Below are 21,643 nucleotides of genomic sequence, written 5' to 3' on the forward strand. Positions count from 1 at the left end.
AGTCTGGGCTTTGCGCATAAAAAAAGGCTGTGTCAGCGTTTTGACACAACCTCATTATTTATATCCCTGAATATGTAAATCTCCGGACTTCCGGTTGGCAATTCGGATGGCTCATTACCAAAACATAGGTACCCTGTTGAGGGATTTCCATAGTCAATAAAGGCAAAGCAAATTTATGTTTGCCTTTTAATTCTCCCTGTGAATCGTAAAGGAATACCATTGTACCTGCCAACAAACCTGTCAGGCATAATGTCCCTTTTTCATTGTCCAAACGGACGTTTACTTCTTTATTTGTTATTGTCTCCATACCCTACATCAAAAACCATCTGCTCCCCTAGAAGGCTATTAAAAATAAAAAGCGTGGGAACTTACTACAATTATCCCCCCTTGACGCTTTAGACATCTACTAGCTAAATCATGCAAAACAACTAATGTTCAACCACATATTTACATACATGGCAGAACACGAGCGTTTAAACATTATTCCTAAGTAGTTCAATATTGTCCAGATCTCAAGTCTTGAATAATATCTTTATAACGCTTTTGTTCTCTATTGTTATTCACCGTTCACTACTGCTATTCCCAAGAATAGTGAACAGCGACAAAGATACATAAAAAAGCATCATTATTTACAATATAAGTAGAAGATATTTATTTTAGTAAAAGATTACCCAAATAATACTAATTTTTTTCTGAACATACAAGTGTTTATACGAAAAAACATGATAAGCATTTAAAATGCTTATCATGTTCTCTATTTTTGATTAAATAAACGGTACAGATTATTCTGCAGCTGCTTCTTCCTTAACTTCACCTTCCGGTTTAAATTCTGTGATTCCATTAGAAATCAAAATGTTATACCAAGCTACCAATTTCTTGATATCTGCTACATATACGCGTTCACGATCAAAGTTTGGTAATACTTCAGCCAAGTATTCACGCAATTGTTCAGGAGTAGCCTTTTTCGGGTCGATAGAAGCCTGCGCTGATTTCTCTTTCTCTTTTATAGCTTCCAGCACATCATACAAAGGCACTTCTGCATCGTCCGTATACATTGCTATATCGGCCAAAGAAATAATTTTTTCATTACCATAAGCGGGGAAACGTTTCTTCTCAGCATTGACTGATTCAACAATCAACATATTTTTTCCTTGCGAAATAAGTTTGTATAATCCCGGTTTACCTGAGATAGACAAGATAGTCTTCAACATAGTATATATCCTTTTATTTATTAATTATTTTTTGCGGAGCAAAGGTAATGATTATTTTTAGATAGCAAAGAAATAAGCTCCAAAACCTGCGGAATTAACGATGTTTCATCATCATTGACTATCACGAAATCAGCATGACTTCTCTTAACTTCATCACTCATTTGTGCCTCAATACGCTTCATCACCTGTTCTCTCGATGAACAATCCCGTTTTATGGCGCGCTCCACTCTCACTTCCAGCGGCGCATACACCATAACCAGAAAATCAACTTCACTCCTAAAACCGGCTTCCACAAGTATGGCAGACTCCATACCTACCAATTGTTCACCACCAAACCGGGCAGCCCACCGACGAAAATCTTCTTTCACCTGTGGATGAATAATTTCATTCACTTTCTGCACACGATTCGGATGACCGAACATATAGGATGCCAGCAAAGAACGATTCAACACACCATTTTGAAACACATCCTGACCGACCAGCGCACAAAGTTCCTGACAAATCACCGGATCTGTCTGCGTGATACGCTTTGCTTCTATATCTGAAATATAAACAGGAATTCCCATTATTCCAAATAATCTGGAAACCACACTTTTCCCGCTACCGATACCACCGGTTATACCAATCTTAATCGACATTAGAAGTAATTTGTTCTATCAAGAAGTCTACTTGCTCAGGAACAATACGGATTTGATTGATTCCACTTGGGAACGACTTCAATTTAACCGTATATTTATCAGAACCCAGCTTCAACAACTCTTCATAAGAAATATTGATGATAAAATCGCTTGCTTTTATGCTGCGAAACCGCTTCAACCCCACCTGAAAAGTAATCTGAACTTTGGAAGGGAAGGTACGCAATGCCTTATCGGCTGGGAAATTAACTCCGTGTAATGGCACCTCTACTGTTTTCTCCGTATAAATATCTACCGGAAATATCATTTCTACCGAAGCCGGAACAAACTTCACTCCTCTTTCAGAATTCAGCGGAATTCGTCGCCGGGTTGTATCTGAAATATTCTCCAGATTTATCTTTTGAGTATATGCGGTGGTGATAGTATCCAGAATTCCTTCCGGAGCATAAACTAATACAGAATCCGGATTACAAATCGTATCTGATACATAATATTGAAGTCCGGCTGTCACTTTCCCCTGAAAGCGGACAGGTACTAACTTAGACTTTCCTTCAGAATAGATATACTCTAATGTATCCGGCTTGATTGAAAGAATTTTGGAAGACACATTCAATTGACTCAATATCTTTTTCTCAAAATCAGATGCGTAAATCTTCACATGATTATCTTTTCCTTTATAATCAAGAAAACCTAGATTTACCGGGAAAAAACTTTTCCCCAGCATATAATTGAGCAGCACCGTACCTTTATCTTTCACTCTGACGCGAAGTTCGGAAGGCGGTTCCGAAGTCAGCACTACATTATTGGGAACATCTTTTATTCGTACCGGAATGGAGAACTCGGCTTCATAGTCACTATTCAGAGTCTGAAGCAGCCAAAATCCACCGGCTATCAAGAAGAAAAATAAAAAAATTAAGAACTCTCTGCTCTTATCACTGAGCAGAAAATCCTTAATTTTCTTTGATAGTTTTAAATATGTATATTCTATTTTCCTACGATCAAACATAGGCACTTATTTATCAACTATTATTTAGATTGATTGCTAGCAGCTGAAGCATCAGCGAAAATAGAATTCTTGTCTATTTTAATCTTTACATTAGAAGCAATCTCAAGTACTATGTAATCGTCAGTAATTTCCTTGATTGTTCCGTGGATACCACCTGCAGTAATCACATTCTGATTTACCTGAAGAGATTTACGGAAATTTGCTATTTCTTTTTGCTTCTTATTCTGAGGACGGATCATAAAGAAATACATGATAACAAACATAGCTATCAGCATGATCCACATCATACTTCCACCTCCGGCAGCACCGGCAGGAGCTTGCAATAATACAGTCAATACGTTCATAAATAATCTGTTTTAGTTTCTACTATATGGACAAAGGTATCAGTTTTTAGTCAACTTACCTTCTTTTTTTAATTGATTAACTATTCCATCCAGCGTACCGTTGATAAAGCTACCGCTTTTAGCTGTGCTATACAACTTCGCTATCTCTACATATTCATTTAACGAAACACTGACCGGAATGTTCGGGAAACTAAGAATTTCTGCTAATGCAGTCTGCATAATGATAACATCCATAAATGCAATACGGTCCAGATCCCAATTTTTTGTATTCTCACTAACCAAATGACGGTAATAGTCGGAATTCAAAATAGTACGACGGAACAGACGACGTGCAAACTCTTGATCTTCGTCATCCTTAAATTCCGGAAGCAGTTCCTGGTTGGCACCCTTCTTTTCATCAAAACGTTTGATCGTTTTCAGGACGAATGTATCTACAATTTCTTTGTCATCATTCCAATACAGACTCTGATCTTCCAATACCTGATCGAGAGAATCATTATTAAAGATGTATGTTTTATAGAGTTTTCTCCATAATTCACGATCGGCCTCGTATGAGTGGTCGTCAGAAGCCATATAATCTTTATAGATATCGGTTTCTACAATTTTCTCATAAAGTTCCTTGATGAAGTCCTGGTCGTTTGCCCAGGTTCTTTTTTGATTGGCTATAAACTCTACCAATTGCTTATTGACTTCCAATTGAGCAATAAACTTGTTATCTACGAACTTCCTGTTGGGATACAACTCCTCTTTCGTAGGTGCCAATTTAGCTTTTGCCGCATCAATACGTTTTTGTGCATACTCTGTCAATGCTATCATCAGCATTAGCAAATAATTATAAAGGTCATACGCCTTTGAAAGACTAAAGAATAACTCTTTCTCCGCTGAGTCTAGATTTTTGCTGCCATTTTGATAATAGGCATATACTATCTGTATAATCTTAAGACGAATAAGAACTCTGTTGATCATAATTCAAATTAATACTGTTGTTATCGAACTGCAAAAGTAGATATTTTTAATGAGTTTCCACTAATAAATCACATTTTTTAATGCAGTATTTGATTCTCTGCGCTTTTTCTTTTGACAGTTTAAAAAAAATATCCAATTTTGAGGCCGATTATAAACGGACCGAAAGATATGGAAGATTTAAAAAAGAAAATGAGCGCAGACATGAATGATAAGGAGATTGTATTCTCCAAGTCCATTAAAGCAGGTAAACGCATCTATTACCTTGACGTAAAGAAGAATCGTAAAGATGAAATGTTCCTGGCTATTACAGAGAGTAAGAAAGTGATAACGGGAGAAGGTGACGATTCTCAGGTTAGTTTCGAAAAACACAAAATCTTCCTATATAGGGAGGACTTTCAGAAGTTTATGGCAGGACTCGAAGAAGCAGTCAACTTCATTGAGTGCAGTGATGCGAACGAATACATCGCCCGCCTGAACACCGAAGCGGATGAAGAAAGTGAACAGAAAGCAATCGAAGAAGCCCGGGAAAACAAGTTAGAGAGCGAAATTAAGATCGATATTGACTTTTAAGAAAGTAACTCTTTGATATTTCAAAAAAAAGACGTACTTTTGCACCGCTTTTTTGCAACATCGTGTGATAATCCACATCGTGTGATGGTGAATTAAGCAAGCTAACTTAATTTAGAGTAACACAAATTTTTAAAGAAATGAAATCAATTGAAGTAAAAGGAACTGCAAGAACAATTGCAGAACGCTCTTCTGAACAAGCTAGAGCTTTGAAAGAAATTCGTAGGAACGGTGGTGTACCTTGTGTACTTTACGGAGGTAATGAAGTAGTTCACTTCACAGTGACTAACGAAGGACTTCGTAACTTAGTTTATACTCCGCACATCTACGTTGTAGACTTGGTTATCGATGGCAAAAAAGTAAACGCTATCCTGAAAGATATTCAGTTCCATCCGGTAAAAGATACTATCCTGCACGTTGACTTCTATCAGATTGACGAAGCTAAACCTATCGTAATGGAAGTACCTGTACAGTTGGAAGGTCTTGCAGAAGGTGTGAAAGCCGGTGGTAAACTTGCACTGCAGATGCGTAAGATCAAAGTGAAAGCTTTGTACAATGTAATTCCTGAGAAACTGATCGTTAACGTTTCTCACCTGGGATTGGGCAAGACTGTTAAAGTTGGCGAATTGAGCTTCGAAGGCCTTGAACTGATTAGTGCTAAAGAAGCCGTTGTATGTGCTGTTAAGTTGACTCGTGCAGCAAGAGGTGCAGCAGCAGCCGCTGGCAAGTAATTGAGATTATCCCTGTAAAGAGATATACTTCAAACGCAGATTAATGCAGATTAAAGCAGATGTTCAGTCTGCATTAATTTGTATTAATCTGCGTTTCTCTTTCTATATTAATGAACTGTTTTACGGAAAAACGATGATAAAATATTTAGTTGTCGGACTGGGAAACATTGGTCCCGAGTATCATGAAACCCGACATAATATCGGATTCATGACAGTAGAAGCATTGGCCAGAATTAACAATGCTCCTCCTTTTATGGATGGACGCTATGGATTCACCACCAGCTTTTCCATCAAAGGACGTCAGTTGATCCTGCTCAAGCCATCGACTTTTATGAACCTGAGTGGATTGGCCGTTCGCTATTGGATGCAGAAAGAAAATATTCCATTGGAAAATGTGCTGATCGTAGTAGATGACCTGGCTCTTCCTTTCGGAACGTTACGCCTAAAAGGAAAAGGAAGTGATGCAGGCCATAACGGATTGAAGCATATTGCCGCCATTCTGGGCACTCAAAACTATGCCCGTCTGCGTTTTGGAATCGGGAGTGATTTTCCACGTGGCGGACAAATCGATTACGTACTCGGTCACTTCACTGATGAAGACTGGAAGACAATGGATGAAAGACTGGAGATGGCAGGGGAAATTATCAAAAGTTTCTGTCTTGCCGGCATCGACATCACAATGAACCAGTTCAACAAGAAATGATGAACCTGTTCTATAAAAAATAAAGATAGCAATGAACGGTTAGCGATCAATGATAACGTCCACTAACCGACTAATTATTTATCACTAAATAACTAACTAAAATGGCTGAAGCAAGAATAGATAAATGGATGTGGGCTGTCCGCATCTTCAAGACACGTACGATTGCAGCAGAAGCCTGCAAAAAAGGACGTATTACCATCAACGGTTCGCTGGTCAAAGCTGCCCGTATGATAAAACCGGGTGATGTTATTCAAGTGAAGAAACCACCTATCACATACTCATTCAAAGTATTACAACCGATTGAGAAACGTGTAGGAGCCAAACTGGTATCGGAAATGATGGAAAATGTAACGACTCCCGATCAATATGAATTACTTGAAATGAGCAAAATCAGCGGATTCGTAGACCGGGCACGTGGAACCGGACGCCCGACCAAGAAAGATCGCCGGGAACTGGAAGAATTTACAACTCCAGAGTTTATGGATGATTTTGACTTTGATTTCGATTTTGAAGAATAGGATAAATAGAAAAACGATGAATCGTAAACAATGAACGGTGAACAGACTGCGTTATATCCACAGGCTTGCTCACCGTTCATTGTTTACGATTTGTATAGCTTACCACTTATAGAGTTGCAGTTCGCCCTTTCTTTTTACAGATTCGCTTTAACAGCATCAATCAGTTCCTGATATTCTGCGTCAGTCAGATAAACCTTTCCCGGGTTCATTTGGAATATACCTCCATAATCAGGTCCATCCACATATTTAGGTGCTAAATGAAAATGCAAATGAGACAATTTATCCGAGTAAGCACCATAATTAATCTTTTCCGGCTGGAAAGCTTTTTGCATGGCACGAGTGACACGCGCTACATCTGCCATAAAAGCATTACGGTCTTCATCACTCAATTCATTCAAATCGTTCACATGGTCTTTATAAGAAACAAGACAACGTCCACGGTAGGTTTGTTCCTTAAACAAAAACACACGTGACACACTCAATTGCGCAATCTCAATCATCAGATTATGCAGCGTTTCATTGTTCTGGCAATACAGACATTCTTTCGGATCACTCTTCATGATATTATTATTTTAAGTTTTTATCGTTGCAAAAATAAGTATTCCATTCTTATCCGGCTTGTACTTTTTCGTTTTTTTGATCGACTAATTGGTACACATCCTCTTTTTCGCCTACCACCCAAACAACATCGCCTTCTTCGAGCGGAGCATTTACATCAGGAACCATCAGTGTACCGTCTTCACTTTCAACACCGGCTATCATACAATGATATTTGTCGCGGATACCCGATTCACGAATCGTTTTACCCAGAAAAACAGAATCACTGTCAATGATAAACTGCTTCAAAGCCATCTCGCTCTTTTCATAAACCTCCCAGTCTATCTTCGCTCCGTTTTGCATCGCCTCATTAAACACACTTAATTGTTCATCCGTCCCTATCACCTGTATCTTATCCATTGGAAACAGACGAACAGAACCACCGGGGATATTAATCCTCCTCTTTCCACGAAGAATAGAAGCAACATGAACTCCAAACTTCTTCCCCAAGTTCAGCTCCATCAATGTCTTTCCCGCCCAACTGGATTCACCCGGAATTTCCATATCGGCAAGATGCAAATCATGCGACAACAAACGACCGGCATACTCCGGCTTTTTCTCTCCCAGATACTCTGCACGTACATCTCTGGAACGGAGATTCTGGAAGAAACGACGTTCAATCAATATCGATTGCTTTTTCAAACGGCGAGACCATACCATCAACAATACAATAAGTACAGCCACTCCAATAATCAATCCGATAGACGCCTTAAATAATCCGGAAATAACAAAGATGACAAAAAGTGCCGCTATCATAATACGAATCACGATTGTCGATACCAGCGGCGCGCGGTTGGCACGGCTATCATGCCATAAGGTCATAAACTCAACCGAATGATTTTTCTTCACCATAATGGCACGCAAGAAAGGAGCAATACACAGAATCATAAATACCGCTCCCAACAACGATGCCCAGAAATGAGGCAGATTCTCTTTAAAGAATGGCACAACAAAACGAAAAGAAAGTGCAATAATCGACATACTGACAATTGAATAAACAACTGTTATACGTACCATTGACAAGATTAACTTCTTCCACAAATTCTCGTGATTCAGAGCTGTTTGCGAACCGGAAGAATAACGCATCATTATTTTTTTCCATGATTCCGGAAGATGAGCATCCACAAAAGTAGAAGCCGGCTCGGCAAAACGAATCATATAAGGAGTCAGGAAAGTAGTAATCACAGAAACCGCTACCACTATCGGATACAGAAAATCACTCGTTACATGCAAAGAGACTCCCAAAGAAGCAATAATAAACGCAAATTCGCCGATCTGCGTTAAACTAAAGCCGCATTGCATAGCCGTCTTTAAAGGCTTTCCGGAGAGAATAACACCGAATGTACCAAAAACGGCCTGTCCCAAGATAACAGCCAAAGTAATAACTATAATAGGTACGGCATATTCTACAATCATTGCAGGATCCACCATCATACCGACCGATACGAAAAAGATAGCTCCAAAAAGATCCTTTACCGGTTTCACCAGCCGGTCTATGGATTCCGCCTCGATTGTTTCCGCCAGAATAGATCCCATTATAAATGCACCAAATGCAGCAGAAAATCCTGTATGAGCCGCCATCACTACCATACCGAAACAAAGTGCCAACGACACAATAAGCAGAGTCTCCTCTCCCATCAATTTCCGGCAGCGTTTCAAGAATTCAGGAATCAGATAGATACCGACAACAAACCACAGAATAAGGAAAAACAATAATTTCCCGATACTCTCCAACATCTCGGTACCTTCAAAATGTTGGCTTACCGCCATAGTGGAAAGCATCACCATTAATACAATAGCCAAAATATCTTCCAAAATCAAGATACTCAACACAAGTCCGGTGAACTGCTTCTTCCTTAATCCTAAATCATCAAAAGCTTTATAAATAATAGTAGTAGACGACATCGCAATCATACCGCCCAAGAACAGACTGTCCATCCTGTGCCAGCCGAAACCCATGCCGACTCCTATTCCCAACAAAATCATACAAAAGATGATGGTACAGGCAGCAATGATGGCAGAACCACCCACCTTGACAATCTTCTTAAAACTAAATTCCAAACCAAGAGCAAACAGCAAGAAAATAACACCAATATCCGCCCAAGTCTTAATATTGGCAGTATCCATCACTGAAGGAGTATACGGCATATGCGGACTTGCCAGAAATCCGGCAACTACATATCCCAAGACCAGAGGTTGTTTCAACTTCTTAAACAACAAAGTCATAACACCGGCACAAATCAATATAAGTGCGAGGTCAGCTATAAGAGTAGGTAATTGAGACATTATTTTATCGTATTTGATGACAAAATTATATTATTTCTATGGGATAAACAACATATTTACGAATATGTTTTGCAATAACCATCATAAAATAAGTTAGCCCCGGATAGAGTCGTAACTTATCCGGGGCTATACACAATAACAAGCTTATTTTTTACTTTCTAAAAGGCGGTTTCACTACCACAGCTTTCAATTTCCGACCACGCATATCGATACAGATTTCCGTACCCACCTTACTATATTCCGGTTTCACATATCCCATACCGATACCAATCTTACGGGTAGGCGACATCGTACCGGAGGTCACCACTCCCACTTTCTCGCCTTCATCATTCACCAGTTCATAGCCATGACGGGGAATTCCGCGATCAACCATTTCAAAGCCAACCAGTTTACGGGTAACACCTTCCGCTTTCTGTTTTTCCAGCATCGGACGGTTGACAAAATCCTTGCCCTCCACAAACTTAGTGATCCATCCCAATCCGGCTTCTATCGGAGAAGTCGTATCATCCAGATCATTGCCATACAGACAGAAGCCCATTTCCAACCGGAGCGTATCACGGGCACCCAAACCGATAGGTTTAATGCCATACTCTTCACCAGCTTCAAAAATAGCCTTCCATATAGAATCAGCCGCAGACGGATAGAAATAAAGCTCAAAACCTCCCGCACCGGTATAACCCGTATTGGAGATAATCACATTCTCTTCACTTGCAAACGTTCCAACCTTAAATGTATAATAAGGAATAGTAGCAAGATCAATATCCGTCAACTTTTGCAGAACCGAAATAGCCTTCGGACCCTGTATAGCAAGTTGAGCTATGTTATCCGACGAATTTTCCAACTCGGCTCCCTCCGTATTGTGAGAAACACACCAGTTCCAGTCTTTTTCCATATTGGAAGCATTCACCACCAACATGTATTTTTCCGGTTCATACTGATAAACCAGCAAATCATCTACAATCCCCCCATCCTCATTCGGAAAACAAGTATATTGTATTTTACCCGGAGCCAGTGCCGCCACATTGTTAGATGTTATTTTCTGCAGAAAGGCCAACGCTTGCGGTCCTTTCACCCAAAATTCTCCCATGTGCGATACATCAAATACACCGACACCTTGACAAACAGTTATGTGTTCATCAATGATACCGGAGTATTCAATAGGCATATTATAACCTGCAAACTCGTGCATTTTAGCACCAAGTGCTATATGTTTCTCTGTAAACGGAGTGGTTTTCATTATTTTAAAGTATTAAGTTTTAAGTATCAGGTATTAAGTATTACCGGAGCTTACCGTCTTTTTATTTGGAAGCCACCAGTTCTGCTATTTTTACGATCACTTTCATTGCTTTCTCCATATTCTGGATAGGCACAAATTCGTAACGACCGTGGAAATTCAGACCACCGGCAAAGATATTCGGACAAGGCAATCCCTTAAAAGAAAGCTGCGCACCATCCGTACCTCCACGAATCGGTTTTACATTCGGTTTCACACCCACGGCTTCCATAGCTGCAAAAGCAGTATCGATGATGTGCATTACCGGTTCTATTTTCTCACGCATATTATAATACTGGTCGCGCAGTTCGAGTGTCGCAGTACCAGCTCCATATTCAGCGTTCATTTGAGCTACCAGACGTTCTATCTCTTTTTTACGGTTCTCAAATTTTGCACGGTCATGATCGCGGATGATATAAGACACAGTGCTTTGCTCCACATCCCCCTGAATACCAATCAAATGATAGAATCCTTCATAGCCGGTCGTATGTTCCGGTCTTTCCTGTGAGGGAAGCATCGTAATAAACTGATTGGCAAGATAGATAGAGTTAATCATCTTATCCTTGGCATATCCCGGATGCACATTACGTCCTTTAAAGGTTATTTTTGCGGCAGCAGCATTAAAGTTCTCAAACTCCAACTCCCCTACTTCACCTCCATCCATCGTATATCCCCATTCACAACCGAATTTCTCTACATCGAATTTATGAGCACCTTCACCGATTTCTTCGTCAGGATTGAAGCCGATACGGATTTTACCGTGTTTGATTTCGGGATGTTCCTTCAGATAAACCATCGCTGATACAATTTCCGCGATACCGGCTTTGTCGTCGGCACCGAGCAACGTTTTTCCGTTGGTTACAATCAAGTCTTCTCCCTTATGATCCAGCAATTCCGGGAATTGTGATGGAGAAAGGACTACATTCTCTTCAGCACAAAGCACAATATCCGAACCGTCATACTTTTCCACAATGCGCGGAGTGACATCTTTACCCGTCATATCAGGACTTGTATCCATGTGGGCAATAAACCCGATAGTGGGTACTTCTTTATTTATATTGGCAGGAAGTGTAGCAAAAAGATAGCCATGCTCATCCAAAGTAATATCTTCCAATCCCAAAGATTCCAACTCTTTTTTCAAGTATTCAGCAAAAATCATCTGCTTCGGAGTACTTGGAGTAAGCCCTGTCGATTCATCAGATTGTGTATCGAAGCTTACATACTTTAAAAATCTGTCTACTAAAGTCATATTGTTTTAATTACAAGTTACTAATTACAATTTACAAATTGATAGTTTATAGTGCCGTAAAGGTAAAAAAAGAGCCGTGAATTACAAAGCAATTCACGGCTCTTTTTATTGTATACTTTTATCCGGATACTTAAATATCCTATTTGACTACTTTAAAAATGGCTGCTACCATCAAAGCAATGTGTACAAACCTTGCATTTAGGTAATCCGATAGCCTCAATCAGCGTTTCCAGTGTATTAAACTTCAATGAACTGAGACCGAAACGCTCTGCAATAATACTAACCATCTTATCGTATTCCGGAGAACCGGTAGTAGCATATTTCTCCAGGTTCTTATTCTCATCCCCTTCCAGTTCCTTGATAATACGACGGGTAATCAACTCCAATGCATTTTTAGAAGCCGAAAAACCAACAAACGGACAAGCATAAATCAATGGCGGACAAGCGATACGCATGTGCACCTCCTTTGCTCCGTAATCATACAGAATCTTCACATTGTCACGTAATTGAGTTCCCCGCACGATTGAATCGTCACAGAACAACAAACGTTTATTTTGCAGCATGGCACGGTTGGGAATCAACTTCATCTTAGCAACAAGCGAACGCATCTCCTGATTGCTCGGAGTGAAGCTACGAGGCCATGTCGGTGTATATTTTGAAATAGCACGATGGTAAGGAACCCCCTTTCCTTCGGCATATCCTAAAGCCATACCCACTCCCGAATCAGGAATACCGCAAGCACAATCCACTTCCGATTCATCTGTCTGTCCCATTTTCAATCCGCTGGTGAAACGCACTTCCTCTACATTCTTTCCTTCATAACAAGAAGTCGGGAAACCGTAGTACACCCACAAAAACGAGCAAATCTGCATATCCTCATTGGGCTTGCGAAGCTGGTCAACATGATCGTCATACATACGGACAATCTCACCGGGACCTAAATATCTCTCAATCTCATAATCCAGATTCGGAAAACTGGACGATTCGCTCGTTGCAGCATAAGCACCGTCTTTCCTTCCAATCACCACCGGAGTACGTCCCCATCGGTCACGGGCAGCGATGATACTACCATCTTCCGTCAGAAGCAACATCGAACAAGAGCCCTTAATGTGCTTAAACACATTTTCGATACCTTCCACAAAAGTTCTGCCTTGTATAATAAGTAATGCGATAAGTTCCGTCTGGTTGGTGTTGCTCGAACTAAGTTCGGCGAAGTGCATGTTTTGACTGAGAAGTTCTTCTTCCAATTCCTGGATATTGACTATTTTAGCGACTGTGACAATGGCGAAGCGCCCGAGGTGAGAATTGATGATGATAGGTTGTGCGTCTGTGTCGCTAATGATGCCGATGCCGGCGTTTCCTTTGAATTTGTCCAGTTCTCCTTCAAACTTGGTTCGGAAATAAGTACTTTCCAAATTGTGAATGGAGCGTATAAAACCTTTTTCCTCACTGTATGTTGCGAGTCCTCCTCGCTTGGTACCCAGATGTGAGTTATAATCTGTGCCGTAGAATAAATCAGTCACGCAGCTAGTTTTCGAGACTGTTCCGAAAAAACCTCCCATGTTGTTCTCTTTATTGATGATGTTTTAAAAAAGATGGCGCAAAAGTACAAAAAAGAATTCGTCCTATAAAAAAAGCGCTCCGCAAAGTTTTAGTTTTCTTTGCGAAGCACAACTAATATTTATTAAAAAGCGGGGAATCCGGAAACAATCTTTTTACCGGAATCTTATTTCCATTTCTTGATCGTTTTCAAGTCAGCGGGAGTTGCTTCAATCAAACTTACTGCAAATCCTCCGCTACGTGCCAGCTTCACAGACATCTTATTCTTGTTTGTAACAAGTCCTTTTTTTATCTGGTAAGAAGTAGGATTCTTTTCAAAATCCGCCTCCTTTCCGTCAGCATAAAGAGTAGCTACATATTGTTTTCCCGGTTCGAGAAAATCAAGTGTAAAAGCAGAAGTACGGGGATTCTCATCGGTGATACCACCTACAAACCAGTTATCAGTACCTTTTGCCTTACGTGCTACGGTAATATAATCTCCCGGTTCCGCTTCCAGATACTTGCTGTCATCCCAATCAACGGCTACATCCTTGATAAATTGAAATGCATCCATGTGACGTTCGTAACTCTCCGGAAGGTCGGCTGCCATTTGCAAAGGACTGTACATCGTTACATAAAGTGCCAACTGTTTTGCCAAAGTTGTACGTACAAAACTGTGGTCGCCTGACAGGAAAGAAAGTTTTGTATCAAAGATACCCGGTGTATAATCCATCGGTCCACCAATCTGACGGGTGAAAGGAAGCAAGGTGGTATGGAACGGTTTGTTGCCTGCAAAAGCTTCATATTCCGTGCCACGAGCCGATTCATTACCGATCAGATTCGGATATGTGCGACATAATCCTGTCGGACGGGTTGCTTCGTGAGCATTTACACAGATCTTATATTCGGCCGCTTTTTCCACCGCATATAAATAATGATTGTTCATCCACTGTCCGTAATGATGTTCTCCACGCGGAATAATATTACCTACATACCCGCTCTTCACAGCATTGTATCCGTTATCTATCATAAACTGATAGGCTTTATCAAGATGACGCTCGTAGTTACGTACAGAAGCGGAAGTCTCGTGATGCATCATCAGCTTCACTCCTTTTTCCTTTGCATACGCATTGAGCATCTTCACGTCAAAATCAGGATACGGAGTTACGAAATCAAAGACATAATCCTTCGAATTTCCGAACCAGTCTTCCCAGCCTTCATTCCAGCCTTCCACTAAGATCTGGTCGAATCCATGTTCCGAAGCAAAGTCAATGTAACGCTTCACTTTGTCATTATTGGCCGCATGACGTCCGCTCGGTTTTGTTTGGGAATAATCCGTCTGTCCCAGTTTCACAGAATAAACATCATCCGTGTACGACCAGGAACTTTTTCCGGTAATCATTTCCCACCACACACCGATGTATTTCACCGGCTTAATCCAGGAAACATCTTCGTAGGCACAAGGTTCATTCAAGTTCAAAGTCAATTTGGAAGCCAGAATATCACGAGCATCATCACTGACAATCACCGTGCGCCAGGGTGAACGGCAAGGCGTTTGCATATAACCTTTATCCCCTTTTGCATCAGGAGTCAGCCATGATTCAAAAATCAGGTTCTGATCGTCAAGGTTCAGATGCATACAAGAATAATCAACCAAAGCCGCTTCATGCAGATTGATATACAACCCGTCGGCTGTCTTCATTTGCAAAGATGTCTGCACACCTGTTGGTGAAAAAGGAGTTTGAGAAGCATTTGGAGTAATTGCCCCTTGCAACAATCCGCGAATCTCTGAAAGCTTGGATTCGGTATAGTCATATTCCTGCGTATCATAATCGCCTGGAATCCAGAATGCCGTATGATCGCCGGCCATAGCAAACTGCGAATGTTCTTCTTTTATAACGAAGTAATTCAGATTCTTTTGCTGCGGGAACTCATAGCGGAACCCCAAGCCATCATTATAAAGACGAAAACAAATAATCAGATTACGATCTTGCGCCTTTTGATTCAGGGTAACAGCCATTTCATTATAATGGTTGCGGATCGATTTCACCTCTCCCCACACCGGTTCCCATGTTTCATCAAAAGCAGAAGTTTTAATATCGGCCAGAGTGAATCCATTCATCAGTCCGGGATCATTTTTCAATTCCAGTCCCAGTTTCGAAGGTTTAATCACCTCTTTTCCTTTATAAGAGAGTTCATACACCGGTTCTCCTTGCATGTTGACAGAGAAATTAAGTTTTAATTGTCCGTCTGGAGAAGTGATACTTTCGGCCTTTGCTGATGTGCCGAAGAAAAAAGAGAGCAACAGGCAGACCCATATTGCAGTTCCTATTTTCATGTTCTTCATGATATAAATGAGTTAGTTAATAATCGTATGGCAAAGATAGACAGGAAACAATAGAGGTGTTTTTCTTTATAAAGAAAATATAGAAGGATATAGAAGTTGAAACGGGATAAACATTTAAATATAAAGCAGATAACAAATCCAGAAGCTAGAAAAAATATAGTGTCTATGGTGAAGAAATTAAAAGGATTAAAGACGCATATTACATAATCTTTCTATATTTGCAACGTATTATCCCAACTATATCAATAAACACTTTACTATTTAGAATATGGCACAGCACCTTAAATTGATCGCTCTATTGATTTTCACATTGTCCGCCAGCTGCACTTCCGCGCAGTCTTTACGTAAACTGCTGGAACGTCCATACGGTATCATCGAGTCAAAATGGGAAAAAGATGCTCAGGGAGCTACCGAACTCAATTACTACAATGAAGACTATTGCGACTATTATCTGTATCGTGCCAACGACCGTTCCTACAATTTAAGTAACGGAAAAAACACTATATTTAAAATAGAAAAGAACGCACAAGTAGACAATCCGTTTAAAAGTGCCTCTTCTTATGCGTTCTACCGGGGCAAATTTCCTAAAGATTTCAATATTCAGACTCCTTATGCCTTACCCGTAAAGAACAATCAAAAGACAGCCTGGAAAACCGATCCGCGTGAACCATTCAAGACCTTGAATTTTCACATCAAACAAGGTGATACAATCTACGCCACCCGCAGCGGAATAGCCTGTAAAACCACCAACCCGCAACAGCTGCTCATCTATCATCCCGATCAGACTTTTGCAGCCTATCTGGTGATGAACGAGAATTTTATCGAACCGGGCGAAGAAGTACAAGTTGGACAAGCCATAGGAAAGGCAGGCCCCACAGGTGCTGCCATCTCTTTCTTTTTTCTGGATGAAAATAAGTTCAAAGGAGGATTATCATCCGGATACCCTTACTCCCACTTTATTCCTGTATTCCGCACAACTGAAGGAGATGTGAAACCGGAAGAGAAAACCATCTATCAGGCTGTGACCGACCATGACCTTATCATGCAGGACATGAGTAAACGTGATAAAAAGAAATATATGAAGCTACACAACCTGAAATAATAGATGTATCATGCGCATATTTTTACTTTTCTTCCCGGTATTCTTTTTCTGCGGTTTGCTTCATGCCCAAACCGTAAAAGTGGAATATGGCGGTGACCCGCTTCCCGACAAAGACCGGAAGAAGATAGAACAGTTTCTTCAACATGAGGTTGATTTCTATTCACAATTCGGACTGCCCGATACGCTGAGCCTCCAACTATATGTATTTGAAAATAGAAGAGAAGCAATCGATTACTTAGAAAGTATCAATGTGTCTCTGCCTATCAAGGCAAGTGGTGCATACTCACCTAAGCTACAAAAGGCAGTCATCTTAGGACGGGAGAGAAGTCTTGCCATTATCTATCACGAACTGAGTCATCATTTCGTTTCGCAGATTCTCGGCAAGCGTCCTCCAAGCTGGCTTAACGAAGGACTGTCGGAGTACTTCGAACATTGCACCATTCACAAAAAAGCAGTCCGCCACACATTTACCGAATACGAACAAGGGAGAGTTCGGACGATGTATATGCTGGGAGAAGTAAACCTTCCTACATTTTTAAATAGCAGCCAGGGCAAATTTATGAAACAGCAAATGACGGACGAGCAATACTCTTATATCCTTTCGCATGCGCTTGTCACTTTCTGGATAGAGAGCGTTCCCCGCGAGATATTCAAAAAGTTCATATCCGTTCTGCAAAACAAAAATGATCCGTCAACCGTTTCAAAACAAATCAATCTTGTTTATCCCGGAGGCTTCCAGCAATTCGAAAAAGATTTTGAAGCCGCCTACAAATAATATCAATCTTTCAATCAAATGAGTAAAGAAGTTATCTATATCTTTATCGGTGGAGGAACCGGTAGTGCACTGCGTTATTTCATCCAGTTGTTAATGCACGAACGAATCGTCCCTTATCATTTTCCATGGGCCACTTTCACGGTCAATCTTCTCGGCAGTTTTCTCATCGGCCTGTTCTATGCCCTTTCAGAGCGATTCCACCTTCCGTTCGAGTTCCGTTTGTTTCTGACAACGGGTTTATGTGGAGGTTTCACAACGTTCTCTACTTTCTCCAGTGACGGCGTAGGTCTGCTGAAAGGAGAATTTTACGGAGCATTTGTTCTATATACATTATTAAGTATAGGAATAGGATTAGCCGCAACGTTAGCCGGCGGATATGTGGGAAAACAGATTTAATAATTCGAATATAAATCCTACCTTTACGCCATGATTAAAAGAAGCCCAACCAAACCCGTCCGCGTTGTTCCTCCCATGATGGAAGAACAGGAAGTCAGTACTATTACCCTACAGAAATGGCTCGACAGAGAAGAAACCGTCTCTCATCTTTTATTCTGCAAAGGAAAAGAAGAAGGCATCGACAAATCTTATAAAAGTTTCAAAAACTGCACCTTTCAGCATCAGACATTCAGCGAATGTAAATTCCGTTCCTCCCAACTGACCGATGTCAGGTTCGAGAACTGCGACTTATCCAACATTTCTTTCGCTGAAAGTTCGCTCTACCGGGTAGAATTCATTTCCTGCAAGCTATTGGGTACCAATTTATCGGAAACAACAATGAATCACGTCTTGCTGCATGACTGCAACGCAGGTTATATCAATCTGGCTATGAGTAAAATGAACCAGGTACGTTTTGCACACAGCCAGCTCCGCAACGGAAGTCTGAACGACTGCCGTTTTTCATCCGTCGCATTTGAGAGTTGCGATCTCGTAGAAGCCGATTTTTCACACGCTCCGCTTCGCGGAATAGATTTGCGCACTTCCCGTATCAGCGGAATCACGCTTAACATCAGCGATCTGAAAGGGGCTGTCATCACTTCCCTGCAAGCAATGGATTTGCTTCCACTGTTAGGGGTTATTATCGAAGATTAAAATCCTGCAAATTCACCCCGCCGCACTCAAACAAAAAGCATCGTCCCGTTGTTATAGTATAAGGTCGGACTAACGACATATAGGGAATAGGCACAAAAAGAATACCTATTTATAGTGATTTCTCACTCCCCGTCAAGTCCGTACTTTTGCAGAAATCTTATTCAAAAACAATAGAAACGATGAAAATTGAAAAAATTGTAGCTCGAGAAATTCTCGATTCAAGAGGTAACCCCACAGTAGAAGTTGACGTAGTATTGGAATCCGGCATTATGGGACGTGCATCTGTGCCGTCAGGTGCTTCCACAGGTGAACACGAAGCATTGGAACTTCGCGATGGTGACAAACAGCGCTATGGTGGAAAAGGAGTACAAAAAGCGGTTGATAATGTAAATAAAATCATCGCTCCGAAACTGATTGGTATGTCTTCACTCAATCAGAGAGGTATCGACTACACAATGCTGGCATTGGACGGCACTAAGACTAAATCGAATTTAGGTGCTAACGCTATTCTCGGTGTATCTCTTGCCGTAGCTAAAGCTGCTGCCAACTATCTGGATCTTCCTCTATACCGCTATATCGGTGGAACAAATACGTATGTAATGCCTGTACCGATGATGAACATCATCAACGGTGGTTCACATAGCGATGCTCCGATCGCATTCCAGGAATTTATGATCCGTCCCGTAGGTGCTCCTTCTTTCAGAGAAGGTCTGCGCATGGGTGCTGAAGTATTCCACGCTTTAAAGAAAGTTTTGAAAGACCGTGGCCTTAGCACTGCTGTAGGTGATGAAGGTGGTTTCGCACCTAACCTCGAGGGTACGGAAGATGCTTTGAACTCTATTCTGGCCGCTATCAAAGCTGCAGGATACGAACCGGGCAAAGACGTTATGATCGGTATGGACTGTGCTTCTTCCGAATTCTACCACGATGGTATTTACGATTATACCAAGTTTGAAGGTGAAAAAGGTAAGAAACGCACTTCCGCAGAACAAGTTGACTACCTGGAAGAACTAATCAACAAATTCCCTATCGACTCTATCGAAGACGGTATGAACGAAAACGACTGGGAAGGCTGGAAAAAGCTGACCGAACGCATCGGCAACCGTTGCCAGTTGGTAGGTGACGACCTGTTCGTAACCAACGTAGATTTCCTTGCAATGGGTATCGAAAAAGGCTGTGCCAACTCTATCCTGATTAAAGTAAACCAAATCGGTTCGCTGACAGAAACACTGAACGCTATCGAAATGGCTCACCGTCATGGATACACTACTGTTACTTCTCACCGTTCGGGTGAAACAGAAGATGCTACTATCGCCGATATCGCAGTAGCTACTAACAGCGGACAGATCAAGACAGGTTCTTTAAGCCGCTCAGACCGTATGGCTAAATACAATCAGTTACTCCGCATTGAAGAGGAACTGGGAGATTTGGCTGTATATGGTTACAAGAGAATTAAATAATTCAATATTCTCTTACTTGAATAATTCATCCCCGGACAATTAGATTATCCGGGGATTTTTACATATTAACCATTCACTAAATCTTTTTGCATTGTAAGAAAACTAGCTTCACTAAGCATCAATAAATATCTCCAATATTTTGCGAATTGAATTAATAAGGCTACATTTGCAACGTCTAACATATTAACAGACGGTGGGGAAACCTGCCTACTATCGCAGCGAGCATTTTTATGTTCGTATGTGAACTCTTATATGGGCGGTTTCGTACCCCCATAGAGAGTGTTAATGCACCTCTAAACCTGCCGTCGGTATGTTAGACAATGGGACAGGCGAAACCGCTTTTTTATTAGCACTTCTTCCTCTCCCATCAATCTATTATTCATCTTTTAAATTCTAATGATTATGGAAAACAGTCAATTAAAAGACTTACAGGAAGAGGTTTCAGAAGCTACGAAACAGTATATCCTGACTACATTCAATTCTGAAAATGGAATGAAAACGTATTATTTGCAGATGTCAAACATAATACGCTCTGCGCACATTAATCCTCCCATTGACACCGAATACAACAGTTTAAAAAAGCTAAGCAAAAAGCTCAAGCAATATTGTACTTTCATTCAAACACTTGGCGAACATGAATGGGACAAGGGAATAGCCGATATTCAGAAAGCATTAGGCATTTATCTAATGCAAAATAACATCGAAAGTAAAGAACGCAAACAAACGAACCAAGAAATTGCCTCTCAACTGCAATTCATCGTTTTTCTCTCCGGGAATATAAATATCATCAAGCAACTTCATGGAATATTGCAACGCCATTTATCCAATGTGATGCTTTTACTCAGATCCTATCCTGAGCATAATATACAAGAATGAATAACAATGATGAATCAAAAAGAAACTGTAAATCTTTGCTTTTCTTAAAAATGGAATATTACAACAATTAGGGAACTGTGCATTCCGATAATATGCGAATATATATAAAAAAGCATCCAGACTAATACCTGAATGCTTTTTTCTTGGATTTGTTATATATCCTTTTTTGAGCCTCTTGTCGGATTCGAACCAACGACCCCGAGATTACAAATCACGTGCTCTGGCCAACTGAGCTAAAGAGGCGGGTGGGTAAGCTATCTATATCGCGCCGCTACAACCAACTACCTTTGCTGCGATCAAGCCCTGGAGGATTCGAAGGGAGCTGGCCGTATAGGACTTACCCGTTTTGCGGTTGCAAAGGTAGACATT

The 21,643-nt window shown here is 40.8% G+C and carries 22 protein-coding genes and 1 tRNA gene; 10 read left to right on the forward strand and 13 right to left on the reverse strand.

Going from position 1 to position 21,643, the window contains the following annotated elements:
* Window positions 1–58: 58 nt before the first annotated feature.
* The 6 genes from DWZ47_RS13270 to nusB form a co-directional block, all read right to left on the reverse strand.
* Window positions 59–307, reverse strand: a complete 249-nt coding sequence (locus tag DWZ47_RS13270; protein WP_004302068.1) for a hypothetical protein — start codon at window positions 305–307, stop codon at window positions 59–61.
* A gap of 475 nt (window positions 308–782) precedes the next feature.
* Window positions 783–1,211 carry a DUF5606 domain-containing protein gene (locus DWZ47_RS13275; RefSeq protein WP_004302066.1) on the reverse strand — a complete coding sequence of 143 codons (429 nt, stop codon included), beginning with the start codon at window positions 1,209–1,211 and terminating at the stop codon, window positions 783–785.
* Between the two features lie 20 nt (window positions 1,212–1,231).
* Window positions 1,232–1,849, reverse strand: a complete 618-nt coding sequence (coaE, locus tag DWZ47_RS13280) for a dephospho-CoA kinase (protein ID WP_004305634.1) — start codon at window positions 1,847–1,849, stop codon at window positions 1,232–1,234.
* The gene (locus DWZ47_RS13285) at window positions 1,839–2,852 is read right to left on the reverse strand and encodes a CdaR family protein (RefSeq protein ID WP_004305632.1); all 1,014 of its coding nucleotides are present in this window, start codon (window positions 2,850–2,852) and stop codon (window positions 1,839–1,841) included. The genes coaE and DWZ47_RS13285 overlap by 11 nt, the downstream gene beginning before the upstream one ends.
* Before the next feature lie 20 nt (window positions 2,853–2,872).
* Window positions 2,873–3,196: a preprotein translocase subunit YajC gene (yajC, locus tag DWZ47_RS13290; RefSeq protein ID WP_004302063.1), complete on the reverse strand. Its 324-nt coding sequence runs from the start codon at window positions 3,194–3,196 to the stop codon at window positions 2,873–2,875.
* A 39-nt stretch (window positions 3,197–3,235) separates the two neighbouring features.
* Window positions 3,236–4,162, reverse strand: coding sequence for a transcription antitermination factor NusB (gene nusB / locus DWZ47_RS13295; protein WP_004302062.1), 927 nt, complete (start codon window positions 4,160–4,162; stop codon window positions 3,236–3,238).
* A 168-nt stretch (window positions 4,163–4,330) separates the two neighbouring features.
* On the opposite strand from nusB, the gene DWZ47_RS13300 reads away from it, so the two are divergent.
* The 4 genes from DWZ47_RS13300 (at window position 4,331) to DWZ47_RS13315 (ending at window position 6,681) form a co-directional block, all read left to right on the forward strand.
* Window positions 4,331–4,732: a PUR family DNA/RNA-binding protein gene (locus DWZ47_RS13300; RefSeq protein ID WP_004302061.1), complete on the forward strand. Its 402-nt coding sequence runs from the start codon at window positions 4,331–4,333 to the stop codon at window positions 4,730–4,732.
* Window positions 4,733–4,869: 137 nt separating this feature from the next.
* Window positions 4,870–5,460: a 50S ribosomal protein L25/general stress protein Ctc gene (locus DWZ47_RS13305; RefSeq protein WP_117513459.1), complete on the forward strand. Its 591-nt coding sequence runs from the start codon at window positions 4,870–4,872 to the stop codon at window positions 5,458–5,460.
* A gap of 136 nt (window positions 5,461–5,596) precedes the next feature.
* Window positions 5,597–6,163, forward strand: a complete 567-nt coding sequence (gene pth / locus DWZ47_RS13310; protein WP_032849357.1) for an aminoacyl-tRNA hydrolase — start codon at window positions 5,597–5,599, stop codon at window positions 6,161–6,163.
* A gap of 101 nt (window positions 6,164–6,264) precedes the next feature.
* A complete protein-coding gene (locus DWZ47_RS13315; protein ID WP_004302058.1) occupies window positions 6,265–6,681 on the forward strand; it encodes an RNA-binding S4 domain-containing protein in 417 nt (138 codons plus the stop codon).
* Between the two features lie 134 nt (window positions 6,682–6,815).
* Here DWZ47_RS13315 and DWZ47_RS13320 read toward each other — a convergent pair whose 3' ends face one another.
* The 6 genes from DWZ47_RS13320 to DWZ47_RS13345 form a co-directional block, all read right to left on the reverse strand.
* The gene (locus DWZ47_RS13320; protein ID WP_004302057.1) at window positions 6,816–7,241 is read right to left on the reverse strand and encodes an HIT family protein; all 426 of its coding nucleotides are present in this window, start codon (window positions 7,239–7,241) and stop codon (window positions 6,816–6,818) included.
* 49 nt (window positions 7,242–7,290) lie between these two features.
* Entirely contained in the window at window positions 7,291–9,564 is a 2,274-nt protein-coding gene (locus DWZ47_RS13325; protein ID WP_004302056.1) for a cation:proton antiporter, read from the reverse strand.
* A 151-nt stretch (window positions 9,565–9,715) separates the two neighbouring features.
* The gene (gene gcvT, locus DWZ47_RS13330; protein WP_004302054.1) at window positions 9,716–10,801 is read right to left on the reverse strand and encodes a glycine cleavage system aminomethyltransferase GcvT; all 1,086 of its coding nucleotides are present in this window, start codon (window positions 10,799–10,801) and stop codon (window positions 9,716–9,718) included.
* Window positions 10,802–10,862: 61 nt separating this feature from the next.
* Window positions 10,863–12,086: a peptidase T gene (pepT, locus tag DWZ47_RS13335; protein WP_004302053.1), complete on the reverse strand. Its 1,224-nt coding sequence runs from the start codon at window positions 12,084–12,086 to the stop codon at window positions 10,863–10,865.
* Between the two features lie 152 nt (window positions 12,087–12,238).
* Window positions 12,239–13,648, reverse strand: coding sequence for an amidophosphoribosyltransferase (locus DWZ47_RS13340; protein WP_004302052.1), 1,410 nt, complete (start codon window positions 13,646–13,648; stop codon window positions 12,239–12,241).
* A gap of 164 nt (window positions 13,649–13,812) precedes the next feature.
* Window positions 13,813–15,972, reverse strand: coding sequence for a glycoside hydrolase family 97 protein (locus tag DWZ47_RS13345; RefSeq protein ID WP_004325317.1), 2,160 nt, complete (start codon window positions 15,970–15,972; stop codon window positions 13,813–13,815).
* Between the two features lie 268 nt (window positions 15,973–16,240).
* Here DWZ47_RS13345 and DWZ47_RS13350 point away from each other — a divergent pair, with 268 nt between their 5' ends.
* From DWZ47_RS13350 to DWZ47_RS13375, 6 genes are all read left to right on the forward strand, one after another.
* On the forward strand, window positions 16,241–17,074 hold the full coding sequence (locus DWZ47_RS13350) for a M23 family metallopeptidase (RefSeq protein WP_117513460.1): 834 nt from the start codon (window positions 16,241–16,243) through the stop codon (window positions 17,072–17,074).
* Between the two features lie 10 nt (window positions 17,075–17,084).
* On the forward strand, window positions 17,085–17,849 hold the full coding sequence (locus tag DWZ47_RS13355) for a hypothetical protein (RefSeq protein WP_117513462.1): 765 nt from the start codon (window positions 17,085–17,087) through the stop codon (window positions 17,847–17,849).
* An 18-nt stretch (window positions 17,850–17,867) separates the two neighbouring features.
* Window positions 17,868–18,245: a fluoride efflux transporter CrcB gene (gene crcB / locus DWZ47_RS13360; RefSeq protein WP_004302048.1), complete on the forward strand. Its 378-nt coding sequence runs from the start codon at window positions 17,868–17,870 to the stop codon at window positions 18,243–18,245.
* A 30-nt stretch (window positions 18,246–18,275) separates the two neighbouring features.
* Window positions 18,276–18,938, forward strand: a complete 663-nt coding sequence (locus DWZ47_RS13365) for a pentapeptide repeat-containing protein (RefSeq protein WP_004302047.1) — start codon at window positions 18,276–18,278, stop codon at window positions 18,936–18,938.
* Window positions 18,939–19,117: 179 nt separating this feature from the next.
* Window positions 19,118–20,398 carry a phosphopyruvate hydratase gene (gene eno, locus DWZ47_RS13370; protein ID WP_004302046.1) on the forward strand — a complete coding sequence of 427 codons (1,281 nt, stop codon included), beginning with the start codon at window positions 19,118–19,120 and terminating at the stop codon, window positions 20,396–20,398.
* A 402-nt stretch (window positions 20,399–20,800) separates the two neighbouring features.
* Window positions 20,801–21,274, forward strand: coding sequence for a hypothetical protein (locus DWZ47_RS13375; protein WP_004309775.1), 474 nt, complete (start codon window positions 20,801–20,803; stop codon window positions 21,272–21,274).
* A gap of 169 nt (window positions 21,275–21,443) precedes the next feature.
* On the opposite strand, the gene DWZ47_RS13380 is transcribed toward DWZ47_RS13375, so the two are convergent.
* Window positions 21,444–21,517: transfer RNA gene (locus DWZ47_RS13380), tRNA-Thr, on the reverse strand.
* Window positions 21,518–21,643: the final 126 nt, after the last annotated feature.

Source organism: Bacteroides sp. AF32-8BH (genome assembly GCF_003435205.1).
In the GTDB taxonomy this organism is placed as follows: domain Bacteria; phylum Bacteroidota; class Bacteroidia; order Bacteroidales; family Bacteroidaceae; genus Bacteroides; species Bacteroides ovatus.

Bases quoted from the DNA above. Each gene is read 5' to 3' on its own strand.
- gcvT (WP_004302054.1), bottom strand. From the start codon at position 10,801: ATGAAAACCACTCCGTTTACAGAGAAACATATAGCACTTGGTGCTAAA.
- DWZ47_RS13375 (WP_004309775.1), top strand. From the start codon at position 20,801: ATGGAAAACAGTCAATTAAAAGACTTACAGGAAGAGGTTTCAGAAGCT.
- DWZ47_RS13355 (WP_117513462.1), top strand. From the start codon at position 17,085: ATGCGCATATTTTTACTTTTCTTCCCGGTATTCTTTTTCTGCGGTTTG.
- yajC (WP_004302063.1), bottom strand. From the start codon at position 3,196: ATGAACGTATTGACTGTATTATTGCAAGCTCCTGCCGGTGCTGCCGGA.
- coaE (WP_004305634.1), bottom strand. From the start codon at position 1,849: ATGTCGATTAAGATTGGTATAACCGGTGGTATCGGTAGCGGGAAAAGT.
- DWZ47_RS13350 (WP_117513460.1), top strand. From the start codon at position 16,241: ATGGCACAGCACCTTAAATTGATCGCTCTATTGATTTTCACATTGTCC.
- DWZ47_RS13300 (WP_004302061.1), top strand. From the start codon at position 4,331: ATGGAAGATTTAAAAAAGAAAATGAGCGCAGACATGAATGATAAGGAG.
- DWZ47_RS13365 (WP_004302047.1), top strand. From the start codon at position 18,276: ATGATTAAAAGAAGCCCAACCAAACCCGTCCGCGTTGTTCCTCCCATG.
- DWZ47_RS13340 (WP_004302052.1), bottom strand. From the start codon at position 13,648: ATGGGAGGTTTTTTCGGAACAGTCTCGAAAACTAGCTGCGTGACTGAT.
- DWZ47_RS13305 (WP_117513459.1), top strand. From the start codon at position 4,870: ATGAAATCAATTGAAGTAAAAGGAACTGCAAGAACAATTGCAGAACGC.
- DWZ47_RS13270 (WP_004302068.1), bottom strand. From the start codon at position 307: ATGGAGACAATAACAAATAAAGAAGTAAACGTCCGTTTGGACAATGAA.
- nusB (WP_004302062.1), bottom strand. From the start codon at position 4,162: ATGATCAACAGAGTTCTTATTCGTCTTAAGATTATACAGATAGTATAT.
- DWZ47_RS13320 (WP_004302057.1), bottom strand. From the start codon at position 7,241: ATGAAGAGTGATCCGAAAGAATGTCTGTATTGCCAGAACAATGAAACG.
- crcB (WP_004302048.1), top strand. From the start codon at position 17,868: ATGAGTAAAGAAGTTATCTATATCTTTATCGGTGGAGGAACCGGTAGT.
- DWZ47_RS13285 (WP_004305632.1), bottom strand. From the start codon at position 2,852: ATGTTTGATCGTAGGAAAATAGAATATACATATTTAAAACTATCAAAG.
- eno (WP_004302046.1), top strand. From the start codon at position 19,118: ATGAAAATTGAAAAAATTGTAGCTCGAGAAATTCTCGATTCAAGAGGT.
- DWZ47_RS13275 (WP_004302066.1), bottom strand. From the start codon at position 1,211: ATGTTGAAGACTATCTTGTCTATCTCAGGTAAACCGGGATTATACAAA.
- DWZ47_RS13315 (WP_004302058.1), top strand. From the start codon at position 6,265: ATGGCTGAAGCAAGAATAGATAAATGGATGTGGGCTGTCCGCATCTTC.
- DWZ47_RS13325 (WP_004302056.1), bottom strand. From the start codon at position 9,564: ATGTCTCAATTACCTACTCTTATAGCTGACCTCGCACTTATATTGATT.
- pepT (WP_004302053.1), bottom strand. From the start codon at position 12,086: ATGACTTTAGTAGACAGATTTTTAAAGTATGTAAGCTTCGATACACAA.
- DWZ47_RS13345 (WP_004325317.1), bottom strand. From the start codon at position 15,972: ATGAAGAACATGAAAATAGGAACTGCAATATGGGTCTGCCTGTTGCTC.